Genomic DNA, 12,247 nt, shown 5'->3' on the forward strand with positions numbered 1-12,247 from the left:
TACAGCAGCTGGGTCTTGTTCTTTTCATTTATTCAATTGAACGTACATATTCAGCAAGGGCTCTTACTTCTCCATCTGATAAATCTGGCTTTTCTTCATATTGATGTTTATTAATTGCGCCTTCAATTGTTTCTGCACTGCCATCATGTAAGTAAGGAGCCGTTGCCCATACGCCTCTGAGTGTCGGCGTGTCAAATTGATTTTTCTGACGTGGGTTTTTGAATTGTGCTCGTGCGTCACCGTCAGAATCTTTATCATTCGGATTAGTTGTCCCTATATCATGCAAATAATCCGTGTTATCAGTCGTTAAATTTCCGTCCCCGTCAACTGCTTTCACACTATCAGTAAAATTCGTTCCGCCATGACATTGCAAGCAGCTCGCTTTCCCTTCAAAAAGCTCTTGTCCTTTACGTGCTGTATCAGTCAATTCACCATTTTCATCTCGATATGGACTCTTCGGAGGTGGGAAAGAATCTGGCTGTTCCAGAAATGCAAGAATATCGTCATACATTTTCTGGACATCCTTAGGAATCGGCTTACTAGGGTCGAGTTCCATCATGCCGCCCATTTCCCCTTGAACCGTATGAATATAATCGGTAAAGTCATCACGGCTTCCATCCCAAAGAAATAAACCTGTTTCTGTTGTAACAACATTGCTTGGTATGTTGCGTGGTCCCTTTGGTGTAGTCAAGGTTAAACCGTTCATCTCACCATCAGCATGACAGGAAGCACAGCTCATCCAGTTGTTTCCTGTCAGGTCAATTGCAAACTCATCACTATTTCCGCTGTAGAACATCGTCTTGCCGCGACGTACTTGAGCTGAAAGAGGGTCCTTTTCAATTAGTGAAAGATTATCGCCATCCATCTTCACCCTGGCGTATGAGCTATCTCCACCTGTATCAATTGTCGCTAAATCATGACTCATTGCATTGTGTACATAAGCTTTCTCACCATCAGGAGACACGATAATTCCCCGTGGGTTATCCCCTTTAATTCGGCGAACGATTTGCATTGCATTTCCACCTCGAGATAAGTCAAAGACAACCAGGTCTTCACTGCCACTCATCACCGCATACGCCTTATTTCCGTCAGGTGAGAAAGCGACATCATAAGGGTTTGAAACAATCATTGCTTCATTCTTTGAATCCTGTACATTTATTTCTTCAAACAGTTCTTTTCTTTCATCAACCAGCTCTTTCTCTTCCTTCAAATCCACCACAGAAATTGCCGGAAAAATCGTTTCTTCAAAATGGATCGGAGTATCTGTATTCGTTAATAAATGCGGTATCCATGCTTTCATACCATCAGGCGAAATCACGAATTGCTCTAATGCATTTGGAATCCCTTGACTTTTTTTCGGATCATTTTTGTCTGGTGAAGCTGCCAATTTTATTTTCTTCGTCACCTCTAGATTTTCTGTAGCAATGACATTAATTTTTGCATCTAAATATTGTGGCACATAGAGTTTGGAACCATCTGCATTAATTGCCACGGTACGCGGGCGTGCCCCTACCTTCACCGTTTTAACTTCTTTCTTTTTTTGAAGGTCATAGACCGACAGTGTGCCTGAACGATAATTCGCTGTGTAGAGTTTCTTTCCATCTTGTGAAGTAATCAGTCCATAAGGCTCAATTCCTGTTTCAAGCGAATCAACGACTTTTTCTTTTTCTAAGGAGACAATGTCAACTTTATTATCCATCATACAGGACACATACAATGTTTTCTCATCAGGGCTTAAGGCCAGCTGCTTCGGCTTCTTGCCAACGGGAATTTCAGCCAGCTTTTTCTTTGATTGTGCATCGACTATACTTACCGTATTTACGTCAATATTAGCTGTATAAATCTTTGTACCTTCATTGTTCATAAGAATATTATTACTGTTAACTGCTTTCTTTCGGATGACCTCTTCCTTTACCACTTCCGCCACTGGATTTTGACAGGCGGAAAGCGCCCCTAATAAAACTAGGAGCGCTCCTATGAAAATAAATAACTTTCTATATCCCATACCTAATCCCGCCTTTTATTTTTTCACTTCTACCTCAACAAGTACTGGTGAGATACCAAATTCGCCATGACCTGCTTGAATTTGCGGTACAGTATCCCCATCTGTATTACCACTGTTATCATCCTTCTTATAGAAATCGCCAGTATCCCAGAACTCACTAACCTGCATGCCTTCTTCTAGTGATGGACCATCAATAACTGTACGATAAAAGTCTGTATATCGTTCGATAATGACATCACGCTCAAGATTTTCTGGTGCTTCGCTGTCACTTCCTTGATTGCTTAAGTTTTGAATACCGATACGGAAGACAGCTGAAAGAGCTCCTGCTGTGTATGGTGTATAGGTCATGTTATCACCATTTGTTTTATAGGCTTTCGCTTCTTCATCCCACATTTGTTTATCCATCGCTTGATAGATTGAACGTGCTGCGTCACGGTATTTGTCATCCTTTGTAGCCAAATAAGCAGCAGTAAGACCACGAATCGCTCCAAGTTGAGCGTCAAGTGTCGGCTCTGATTTGTCAGCTCCTTCGCCAATTGTATAGCTGTTTGCAACAAGACCATTATCAAGCAGCATTTTGTCCATAATGAATGAAGCTTGCTTTGTAATCATTTCAATTGCTTTCTTACCTTCTTCAGTCTCAAGGCCTTTTGCTGCTTCCCCGCTTGCATAGCCTACAGGCAGACCATCAACAGAACGTTGGAAAAGACGGAGTGCTTCCATTGTATAACCAGCATCAAACATATTCACTGTTTTACCTTGCTCTTCTCCGTTATGTTGTTCTACAAACGCCCCTTCAGCTTCATTGTAATGCATCGCTTCAATATTTTTGAACAGCATGTAGAGAACATCGCGATTTAATGTGTATGGGTCGTCTGATGCTACATCATTTGCTGGGTTGTCATCGATATTTTCTTTCGGTGCGCTCGGGTATGGATTGCCATCAAATAACGCACGGAATGATGGTGCTACATTTTCATTTGCAGTACGCTGGTCAGTCATGCCATAAAATTCAGCTGAAGGCCAAAGCATAAGCCACTGGTCGCGCAGCATACTACTTGCATCCGTTACTTCCAGGCTGTCTACGGTTGGAATCCCACTGTCGCCTTTCTCTTTCACACTAATTTCATGCGGCAAATAGAGAAGCTGTTCCTTAGGGTTATAAGCTACTCCTGACTTTCCTTGTTCAAGCTTTTTCGTGCTTGGGTTATAAAATAAATTGCCGTGAACGTATTTTAACTTATTCCAGATGCCTTCTGTTAAGATCATCCCTTGCATACCATCTGCACTACTTACACCAAGAGCAATGTTTTTGTCGTCATCATCTTTCGGTGTTTCGCCACCAAGCTCTTCATCTCCATCAACCGTATGGAAGCCGCCCATAAAATCGCCAGCCCACATTGCTTGCTTTAAGAATGTTGAGCCATAGGCTGCTGGTACAAGTGTTTTGTCCATCTTTTCACGATCCCAGCGTAAGCTCTTGAAATCTACTTGATAGACAGGAACATATGACCCATCCTCATTTGAAGCATATTCTTCTGTATTCACTTTCTCTATGTAATGCGGGTCCCCGCCTGCAAATTCAATAAAGGTTGGGTACATGTTGCGGAAGATTTCTTCTTTCGGATATCCTACTGCATCAGCCATTTGGTAGAAGCGCTCACCAAGCATTTCGCCTGGGTCTTTTTGATTTTTCTCTGCTAATTGATTTAGCATTGGGGCATTTACCATATGTAAACCAAGTCCTGATTTTTCAATTACCTCATACATTGCTTCCTCTGAATATTCATAGGATTCAACACCCGCTGTGTAATCAAATTCAGAAGGTTGATTGACTTCTTTCGGATCTAATACATCTAAGTTCAAACCAAGTCCTTCAACAAGCGGTTCACCTGATAGTTCAAATTCAGTATAGGCAAACATATTACCTGCTGTATCAAAGTGATAATCTTTAACAGGAACACTGACAGCACTTTTCTCTGCTTCTTCTTCTGCAGGCGCACTTTCATTTGTTGATTCTTTCGGTGTACAACCTGCTAACATAAGTGCAGACACGATTCCAAGCGAAGTGAGTGCCTTCCACGGTAACTTCTTCATTTATCTTCTTCCCCCTATATTCTCATAAAAATGATAATCATTATCAACATTTCGTATTATACATGAAGTGAGAATAAATCTCAATATCATTTACATGTAAAACACTGGTCTCTCCTCAGCTTGTGGTGCAGCTTGGCAATCCTCCTGCACAGGACAATATGTACAATGCTCTCCCTGCATCCCCGGCTTATAGCTATGAAAATTTGCAAACGCACCCTTTATCATTTTAATGTCTTCAAGAGCTTTATCATAATCACACGCCTGTGGGTAAAAAGTATAGGAATTACCATTAAGTAATGAGTCAACTTCAATACATTCAGGTAAACGGTTAAAGGCATTTTGCGAAAACACAATAACCATTTGCTTAAACAGCTGAACGAAACCAACATTTTCATCAACTAAAAACTTTCTTACTCGAAAACTATTCTCTGACCATTCAGCTACTTCAAAGTGTAGAGCTAAATGAGCATCAAGTTCGTTTAAATAAACATGGTGTTTCTCTTGAAGCATTAATGGTTGCTCAGCCGAAGAGTGTTTTCCTAATGATTGCAGCAAATGATCACTCACAACCGCGAGAATTTCATAATAATGAGCTTTTGAATGGAAAAGTGATACTTCTATCTTATCCCAATTCCGATCAATCAGCTTCAATACCGTAAGTGATGTCCGTTGGTTCACAGGGGTTTCATAATAATGCTTCACAACTTGATTAACTGCAGCTTGAACGACTTGTTTCCAATTCAATGATGATTTTCTTTTAGCAAATTCGTTATGATAAAATTCGCATGGACAGCGCATAAATGATTGAATGGCTCTGTCTGACATTGTCTTTACTTGAATAAGATGCTCCTTCACTTTATTCACTCTCTTTCTTATGAAATCTTTTCTAAGGTCTTCGCAATTGCACACCAAGAGCGTCGTGCAAAAACAGTTGGAATATTTCGTTTTTTCGCCTTGCTTTTTATGACGTTTGCTAGGTTGTGGTTAATGAAATCTGTTAACACGAGAATAATATCCACTTGCTCTGGAATCTCCCGGTGTACTGCTTTTACTTTTCTGCCATTTATATGTGTAATTTTACCGAAGCCATAATCCTTTAAGTTCGTTTCAATGTTCCCTAATCGATCAGCACCTATGATGAGAATATTTTGCATTTTCACCACTCCGTTTTATCATTTGTTTTCATTCTAATTGAGAATGATTATCTATGTCAACATAATTGAGAAATATTTTCACTAGAATATTTAAAAAAATGCTTCACAAACTAAGTGCCGTAAGTCCATATTTACTTAAATTAGGAGGAATAACTGATGGCACAAGATGTTCTATGTGAAGTAAGAAACTGTTCATACTGGGGTAACGGTAACAAATGTACAGCAGCGGAAATTTACGTTGTTAGTCATGCAGGAAATCAAGCTGAAACACAGCATGAAACAGACTGCAAAACATTCCAAGCAAAGCATTAATACAAAAAATCCGCTCATTTGATGGGCGGATTTCTCATCGTTTAGGGCATGTACGACAGTAGTCGGCCCCGTCTAATTGGTAATACAAGCAGCATGTTTGCCGAGTATTTTGTGGAGAATAAAATTTTGTTAACGGCTGAAAACGAGTTCCGAATAGTTCGGAAGATGCTTCATGGATTAGATAATGAAAATCTTCTGCAGCTCTTTTCCGAACAACCTCATCCGGGTGGTTTGCTAGAACTTGTTCATAGAGCCAGGAAATATATAATGCAGTGTTTTCCCACAGTGTCATAACAGGGGCACATGCTGAATTCTGTAATGCCTGCCAGACAGGTGCAAGATGGTCTAAAAATAACTTCCTTAAGACTGTATCCCGCCACTTTTCTCGCTCTCCTTCAATTGGCTCGATAGTTTGGAGATGCTCTAACCGCAGCTTCGGAAGCCAAATGCCATTCTCTTCGGCTCCCTCAATATAAATATTTTGAAAAGATAGTTCCATTTGCTTGTTATAAGCAGTCATAGCATAAAGAGCATGTACCGAAACGAGATAAGCGTACCGTTTTGAAAATTGCAGTGCTGTTACGACATAATTTGGTGCTTTGAATTTCGGACGCAACTCATCTAAGTATTCATTCAAAAAACTTACCTGCAACAGTTTCTCTGAACAGACGGATGCTCCACTTTCAATCGTCGTTAGGCGAAAATCATTCTTTAGCGTTTCAAGCTCGCTTCTGTTGAATCGCATCTGCATAACGCTGCTCCTTTTGCTTATTAAGAACTCTTCCTTTTCCGTGCGGGATACAAAACGGCGTACCAAACAGTGGGTCAGTCGTAATATCACAGTTCATGCCGAAGACTTCACGGACCATTTCTTCGGTGACAATCTCTTCTGGACGTCCTTGGGCGTAAATCTTTTTATTTTTCAGTGAAACGATATTATGAGCATAACGGCAAGCAAGGTTCAAGTCATGCAGCACCATCACAACTGTTCGTTGTTGCTGTTCATTTAACTCAAATAATAAATCAAGAATTTCAATTTGATGAGTTAAATCTAAATAAGTCGTCGGTTCATCAAGCAGAATAATATCCGTATCCTGGGCAAGCGTCATCGCAATCCAAGCTCGTTGACGTTGTCCCCCTGATAGAGAGTCAACAGCGCGATCTGCAAACTCCGTCATTTGCGTGGCTTGCAAGGCGTCTCCTACAATCTTCTCATCTTCTTCTGACCATTGCTTCAGCCATGACTGGTACGGATAACGTCCTTGCTTCACTAGCTGTAACACGGTTAACCCTTCTGGAGCTTGCGGACTTTGTGGGAGAATCGCTAGCTCTCTGGCACATTTTTTCGCTGACATTGTTTGCATTTGTTTGTCATTTAAGTAAATCTGGCCACTTTTTGGCTTTAGTAAACGAGCAAGTGAACGAAGTAATGTTGATTTACCACAACCATTTGCACCGATAAAAACAGTGATTTCCCCTTTAGGAATTTTCAAATCCAGTTCATCAATGATAATTGTTTCTCCGTAGCCGAGTGTTAGTTGTTTTGTTTCCATACCATTCATGATGTTTCCTCCCTATTGATTCTTACTCTTGTATAGTAAGTAAATGAAATACGGTGCTCCAAACGCTGCCGTAAACACACCTGCTGGGACTTCGAGCGGGGAAAATAATGTACGCCCTGCCAAATCAGCGAGCATAACAAGAATACCGCCAACCATTGCTGAAACAGGCATTAAAGCTCCAAACGTTGAACCAACAAGCCGCCTTGCAATATGAGGTGCCATTAAACCTACAAAGCCAAGTCCTCCTGCAAACGCAACAGCCCCACCCGTAAGCGCGGTACTTATTAATAGCAATAGCATGCGGTCTTTTTGAAGTGCACTTCCAACACCTTTCGCTAAATCTTCGCCTAATTCTTGAATATTCAATTGACGTATCATCAGCACACAGATAAGAAGTAAGAAAACAGTCCAAGGAACAAGTATTTGAACATCAGACCAAGAAGATCCATATACAGTCCCAGTCAGCCAAACATTCGCCTGATTTGCGCGATAAATCGGTCCAACAACCATAAAAAGCGTCGTTAGTGACTGCATCAACACGGATATACCAATTCCGATTAAAACTAAACGAAGTGGCGAAATGCCATCTTTCCATGCAAGCAAGTAAACAACAATTCCGATAATAAGTGCTCCTAGAAAGGCCGCAAGCGGCATCCACTTAATACTGACAGTTAGTGCATTGTTTTTATCACTAAAAATAGCAAGAAATGCGACGACTGCAGTTGATGCACCACCGACAATCCCAATAATGTCTGGTGAAGCAAGCGGATTGCGAGAAATGCCCTGTAGAATCGAGCCTGCTACCGCTAAAGCAATCCCTGCAAATAAAGCGATGATAATTCGTGGTAATCGAAATGATTGGATTACCAATGTATCCATTTCAGAGCCCATTCCGAAAAAAACTTTTATCACATTAAGCGGTGAGATCCGCATTTCTCCAAGCGCAGCACTTCCAATAAATACAGCAAATGATAAGAGTAAAAGCACCATTGTAACTTTTAATGCCTGTTTGCTTACTAAATACGAAACAGCTGGCTTTTTTATACGAAAACGAATGTATTTCTTCATAACCCTGACACCCCGCGACGAGCAATATATACAAAGAATGGTGTACCGATAATTGCAGTCATTACCCCAACCGGGACTTCTTGCGGCATAATGACATACCGCGCGCTAACATCGGCTACCATTAGTAAAATCCCGCCAAGTAAGGCTGCATAAGGAACAACCCAGCGATAATCCATTCCAACTAATGCACGAGCAAGGTGTGGAACAACGATACCGATAAAGCCAATCGGTCCCGCTACAGCAACCGACCCGCCAGCTAAAACAATAATCACAATAGCAGCACCTAATTTTACAAGACCTGTTCTTTGACCTAGCCCTTTTGCGACATCCTCTCCCATCATAAGCGTATTAATAGGCTTCGCAAGCAGGAAAGAAGCGAACCAGGCTATGCTTAGATAAGGGAGCAAATGGACAAGCTGCCCCATCTTTCTGCCTTGGACCGAACCAGCAAGCCAAAACAAAACTTCTTCAAGTGCTTTTTCATTTAATACAAGCAATCCTTGGGTCATCGATTGAAATAGAGCTGCCATTGCAGCACCAGCAAGCGTTAACTTTAATGGCGTTAACCCCTCTCTCCCGAATGAGCTTAAGAAATAAACCGATATCGCTGCAACTGCCGCTCCTAAGAAAGCAATCCACGTCAGTCCAGTAATCGAACCAACTGATAAAAATGAAATAGCTGTTACGATAAACAGCGAGGCGCCAGCATTTACCCCAAAAATTCCTGGTGATGCAAGTGGGTTACGAGTTAACGCTTGCATTAATGCTCCAGAAATAGCAAGACTCGCCCCTACCGCAGCACCAATTAAAGCTCTAGGAGTGCGTGAGTTTTTTATAATATAATGTTCATTTGATTGATCGAAGTGAAAATATGCATTGTAGGCTGTACCCCAATTTGTATCTGTATATCCATATACAATACTAACTCCAATACAAAATAGAAAAATGAACAAACCAATAAGTAGTCCAATCATTCTTGCCGAAGTTGTTTTCAAGACCATTGCTGTATCTCCTAACCATAACTTTCTATTACCCTTTAAGTTTATGAGAATAATTCTCACTTGTCAATGATATTGAAAATTATTATCAATTATCTATTGACAACCATTCTCAATGGTTATACGATACTTACTGTAATTGAAAATCGTTCTCTATTAGAAAGGGGTATACAACATGAAAACTTGGAAGTCTTACATAACAATGGCTTTACTACTTTCTTTTATGCTCGTATTAAGCGCATGCAGTGGTTCATCTGAAGAAAGCAAGGATGCTGCTCCAAAAGAAGAAAAAGAAGCTGCAACTCGAACAGTACAGCATGCGATGGGGGAAACAGAAGTTCCTGAAAACCCAGAGCGTGTCGTTATTCTTACAAATGAAGGAACAGAAGCCCTTCTTTCAATGGATGTGAAGCCTGTTGGAGCTGTTCAATCATGGACAGGTGAACCATGGTACAAACATATCGAAGACAAGATGACAGATGTAGAAGTAGTCGGAACAGAAAGTGAGCCAAATATCGAAAAAATTGCGTCTCTTAAGCCTGATTTAATCATCGGAAACAAATTACGCCAAGAAAAAGTATATGAACAGTTAAATGCAATTGCACCAACTGTATTCTCTGAAACACTTAAAGGTGAATGGCAGGAAAACTTCAAGCTATATGCAGATGCATTGAATAAACAAGATAAAGGTCAAGAAGTATTAGACGAATATAATGCACGGATTGAAAGCTTCAAAGAACAAGCAGGCGAAAAGCTTGATCAAAAAGTGTCAGTCGTCCGCTTCCTATCTGGTGATGTGCGCATCTATCAAAAAGATTCATTCTCAGGTGTTATTCTTGAGCAATTAGGTTTCCAACGCCCTGCTTCTCAAGATGTTGATGCATTTGCTGAGAAAAACGTAACAAAAGAGCGCATTCCTGATATGGATGGAGACATTCTGTTCTACTTTACGTATGAAACAGGTGATGGTGAAGCTTCACAAGTCGAAAAAGAATGGACAAATGATCCGCTATGGCAAAAGCTTAATGCCGTTCAGCAAGGCAATGTTCACAGAGTAAGCGATGCAACATGGAACACATCTGGCGGTGTCTTAGCAGCAAACGAAATGCTTGATGACTTAGAAAAAATCATTTTAGAAGAACAATAAGAATTGAGGCAGTCACAATTGTGGCTGTCTTTTCTTTTTATTTGCGATAAAATGTACGAAGGCATCATTTGAAAGGGGAACACTTTATGAAGAAGTTCATTTATTCTTTGTTACTACTCCTTCTCTTAGCTGTAAGTGGTTGTTCCGAGGAACAAAACAATACATTCGAGGCAACGGTACCATATGTTGTTGATGGTGATACATTAGACATACGGTTCAATGGAAAAGAAGAACGTGTAAGGTTGTTGCTAGTGGATACGCCTGAAACGAAGCATCCTGACAAACCTGTTCAGCCATTTGGTCCGGAGGCTTCTACTTTTGCAAAAGAAACACTTGAAGGCAAAACCGTAGAAGTCGAGCTTGATGTATCAGAGCGTGACAAATACGGACGTTTACTCGCTTACATATGGGTAGATGACAAGCTCTTTAACGAAATGCTGATTGAGCGAGGATTAGCTCGTGTAGCCTATGTCTTTGAGCCAAATACGAAATATGTAGACAGCTTTTATGAAACGCAAAAAGAAGCTCAAAAAGAAGGAATCGGCATTTGGTCGATTGAAAACTACGCGCAAGAAGACGGCTTCCACGCAGAAGAACAACGACAATCAACAAAGCAAAGTGATGATTGTACAATCAAAGGTAACATCAATTCTAAAGGGGATAAAATATACCATACAGAGGAATCACCATGGTATGAGCAAACAAAGGCAGAAATGATCTTTTGTACAGAACAAGAAGCACAACAAGCAGGCTTCCGCGCTCCACAATAACAAATAATATTAAACAAAGAAGACCAGTCCTCTTACATTGAGGATTGGTCTTCTTCTGTGATACGTCGTTTTATTTTCAATGAATTATAGTAAAAAAAGACACTTCCGAACAAGAATGCAAGCGTTGAGCTGAACATGACCATCAGTTGTGTTGACGTCTTTTCATCTGCAAGCAAAATGGCGCCCATAAAAAAGAACGAACCGAAAATGAGCAAGATATAGGCATATCGTGCATAATCTGTCATCTTTGCTTTCAATGCTTGAATCTGTTTGTCTTCCATGGTGCCACCTCCATCTCATAACCGATAGTTTCACTATAACATAGAAAATAACGGGGAAATGGAAGTAATATTCACTAATGTTACCGACTGTTGGTAGCTGCTTACTGCATGTCTTTCATTTTATCAACGAACGCTAATACGAGCTCTGAGGAATGAAAGGCAGCTTTATCTAAGAATTGTTCAAATGATATGTTTGAGTCTTTTCCAGCAATATCTGATAGGGCACGAATAACGACAAATGGCATATCAAATTGATAGCATACTTGCGCAATTGCCGCCGCTTCCATCTCTGCTGCATACAAATCAACGAACTTACTGCGGACGAATTCAACCCGTGCTGGATCATTCATAAATGAGTCGCCTGTTACAATCAAGCCCTTTACAGCTTGCACATCAGTAATTTCCTTGGCACACTCCATCGCCGCTTCAACAAGCTTTGCATCAGCTGTATAAGCAGCCGGCATGTTTGGCACTTGACCATATTCATATTCAAAAATAGTCACATCAACATCATGGTGACGCACTTCTGTTGAAACGACTAAATCGCCAACATTTAGTGAAGGATGAAAACCGCCAGCAGAACCTGTATTAATGACCATATCAGGGTTATGACGGTCTAACAGAATCGTTGTTGCCATTGCTGCATTTACTTTCCCAATTCCAGAACGAAGCAAGACAACTTCTACCCCATTAATGTCCCCTGTGTAAAACTCACAATTTGCAACTGTATCAAGTTCACGGTTTCCCATTTTATCTTTTAGGATTTGCACCTCTTCATCCATCGCACCAATAATACCAATTTTCATAACCTAACCTCTTTCCTTATGTACGTAGTCTGTTTCATTATACGTCC

The 12,247-nt window shown here is 40.6% G+C and carries 13 protein-coding genes; 3 read left to right on the top strand and 10 right to left on the bottom strand.

Annotated elements, in window-relative coordinates; genetic code table 11:
* Nucleotides 1–28: 28 nt before the first annotated feature.
* The 4 genes from LC040_11580 to LC040_11595 form a co-directional block, all read right to left on the bottom strand.
* On the bottom strand, nucleotides 29–2,005 hold the full coding sequence (locus LC040_11580) for a beta-propeller fold lactonase family protein (protein WLR49932.1): 1,977 nt from the start codon (nucleotides 2,003–2,005) through the stop codon (nucleotides 29–31).
* Between the two features lie 15 nt (nucleotides 2,006–2,020).
* Nucleotides 2,021–4,102, bottom strand: a complete 2,082-nt coding sequence (locus LC040_11585; GenBank protein ID WLR49933.1) for a hypothetical protein — start codon at nucleotides 4,100–4,102, stop codon at nucleotides 2,021–2,023.
* 90 nt (nucleotides 4,103–4,192) lie between these two features.
* Nucleotides 4,193–4,957 carry a hypothetical protein gene (locus tag LC040_11590; protein ID WLR49934.1) on the bottom strand — a complete coding sequence of 255 codons (765 nt, stop codon included), beginning with the start codon at nucleotides 4,955–4,957 and terminating at the stop codon, nucleotides 4,193–4,195.
* Between the two features lie 17 nt (nucleotides 4,958–4,974).
* Entirely contained in the window at nucleotides 4,975–5,256 is a 282-nt protein-coding gene (locus LC040_11595) for a DUF2325 domain-containing protein (GenBank protein ID WLR49935.1), read from the bottom strand.
* A 156-nt stretch (nucleotides 5,257–5,412) separates the two neighbouring features.
* On the opposite strand from LC040_11595, the gene LC040_11600 reads away from it, so the two are divergent.
* Entirely contained in the window at nucleotides 5,413–5,568 is a 156-nt protein-coding gene (locus LC040_11600; protein WLR49936.1) for a DUF1540 domain-containing protein, read from the top strand.
* A 34-nt stretch (nucleotides 5,569–5,602) separates the two neighbouring features.
* On the opposite strand, the gene LC040_11605 is transcribed toward LC040_11600, so the two are convergent.
* Genes LC040_11605 through LC040_11620 form a run of 4 tightly spaced genes read right to left on the bottom strand, consistent with a single transcriptional unit; the run spans nucleotide 5,603 to nucleotide 9,199 of the window.
* Entirely contained in the window at nucleotides 5,603–6,319 is a 717-nt protein-coding gene (locus LC040_11605) for an IucA/IucC family C-terminal-domain containing protein (GenBank protein WLR49937.1), read from the bottom strand.
* Nucleotides 6,288–7,130 carry an ABC transporter ATP-binding protein gene (locus LC040_11610; protein ID WLR49938.1) on the bottom strand — a complete coding sequence of 281 codons (843 nt, stop codon included), beginning with the start codon at nucleotides 7,128–7,130 and terminating at the stop codon, nucleotides 6,288–6,290. The genes LC040_11605 and LC040_11610 overlap by 32 nt, the downstream gene beginning before the upstream one ends.
* A gap of 12 nt (nucleotides 7,131–7,142) precedes the next feature.
* Nucleotides 7,143–8,198, bottom strand: coding sequence for an iron ABC transporter permease (locus LC040_11615; protein WLR49939.1), 1,056 nt, complete (start codon nucleotides 8,196–8,198; stop codon nucleotides 7,143–7,145).
* Entirely contained in the window at nucleotides 8,195–9,199 is a 1,005-nt protein-coding gene (locus LC040_11620) for an iron ABC transporter permease (GenBank protein WLR49940.1), read from the bottom strand. Before LC040_11620 ends, LC040_11615 begins: the two co-directional genes overlap by 4 nt.
* A gap of 172 nt (nucleotides 9,200–9,371) precedes the next feature.
* Between LC040_11620 and LC040_11625 the strand changes: the two genes are divergently transcribed.
* The gene (locus LC040_11625) at nucleotides 9,372–10,343 is read left to right on the top strand and encodes an iron-siderophore ABC transporter substrate-binding protein (GenBank protein WLR49941.1); all 972 of its coding nucleotides are present in this window, start codon (nucleotides 9,372–9,374) and stop codon (nucleotides 10,341–10,343) included.
* An 86-nt stretch (nucleotides 10,344–10,429) separates the two neighbouring features.
* Nucleotides 10,430–11,113: a thermonuclease family protein gene (locus LC040_11630; protein WLR49942.1), complete on the top strand. Its 684-nt coding sequence runs from the start codon at nucleotides 10,430–10,432 to the stop codon at nucleotides 11,111–11,113.
* Between the two features lie 32 nt (nucleotides 11,114–11,145).
* Here the strand turns inward: LC040_11630 and LC040_11635 are convergent, their stop codons facing one another.
* Together LC040_11635 and mtnN are read right to left on the bottom strand one after the other, a co-directional pair.
* Nucleotides 11,146–11,394 (bottom strand): YrhC family protein, encoded by a 249-nt coding sequence (locus tag LC040_11635; protein ID WLR49943.1) that lies wholly within the window; start codon nucleotides 11,392–11,394, stop codon nucleotides 11,146–11,148.
* 101 nt (nucleotides 11,395–11,495) lie between these two features.
* Nucleotides 11,496–12,200 (bottom strand): 5'-methylthioadenosine/S-adenosylhomocysteine nucleosidase, encoded by a 705-nt coding sequence (gene mtnN / locus LC040_11640; protein WLR49944.1) that lies wholly within the window; start codon nucleotides 12,198–12,200, stop codon nucleotides 11,496–11,498.
* Between the last annotated feature and the right edge of the window lie 47 nt (nucleotides 12,201–12,247).

It is taken from the genome of Bacillus tianshenii (assembly GCA_020524525.2).
Taxonomy (GTDB): domain Bacteria; phylum Bacillota; class Bacilli; order Bacillales; family Bacillaceae_N; genus Bacillus_AV.

Excerpts from the sequence above, each read along its gene's own strand:
- LC040_11580 (WLR49932.1), bottom strand. The coding sequence starts at position 2,005 with ATGGGATATAGAAAGTTATTTATTTTCATAGGAGCGCTCCTAGTTTTA.
- LC040_11585 (WLR49933.1), bottom strand. The coding sequence starts at position 4,102 with ATGAAGAAGTTACCGTGGAAGGCACTCACTTCGCTTGGAATCGTGTCT.
- LC040_11595 (WLR49935.1), bottom strand. The coding sequence starts at position 5,256 with ATGCAAAATATTCTCATCATAGGTGCTGATCGATTAGGGAACATTGAA.
- LC040_11600 (WLR49936.1), top strand. The coding sequence starts at position 5,413 with ATGGCACAAGATGTTCTATGTGAAGTAAGAAACTGTTCATACTGGGGT.
- LC040_11605 (WLR49937.1), bottom strand. The coding sequence starts at position 6,319 with ATGCAGATGCGATTCAACAGAAGCGAGCTTGAAACGCTAAAGAATGAT.
- LC040_11610 (WLR49938.1), bottom strand. The coding sequence starts at position 7,130 with ATGAATGGTATGGAAACAAAACAACTAACACTCGGCTACGGAGAAACA.
- LC040_11615 (WLR49939.1), bottom strand. The coding sequence starts at position 8,198 with ATGAAGAAATACATTCGTTTTCGTATAAAAAAGCCAGCTGTTTCGTAT.
- LC040_11620 (WLR49940.1), bottom strand. The coding sequence starts at position 9,199 with ATGGTCTTGAAAACAACTTCGGCAAGAATGATTGGACTACTTATTGGT.
- LC040_11625 (WLR49941.1), top strand. The coding sequence starts at position 9,372 with ATGAAAACTTGGAAGTCTTACATAACAATGGCTTTACTACTTTCTTTT.
- LC040_11630 (WLR49942.1), top strand. The coding sequence starts at position 10,430 with ATGAAGAAGTTCATTTATTCTTTGTTACTACTCCTTCTCTTAGCTGTA.
- LC040_11635 (WLR49943.1), bottom strand. The coding sequence starts at position 11,394 with ATGGAAGACAAACAGATTCAAGCATTGAAAGCAAAGATGACAGATTAT.
- mtnN (WLR49944.1), bottom strand. The coding sequence starts at position 12,200 with ATGAAAATTGGTATTATTGGTGCGATGGATGAAGAGGTGCAAATCCTA.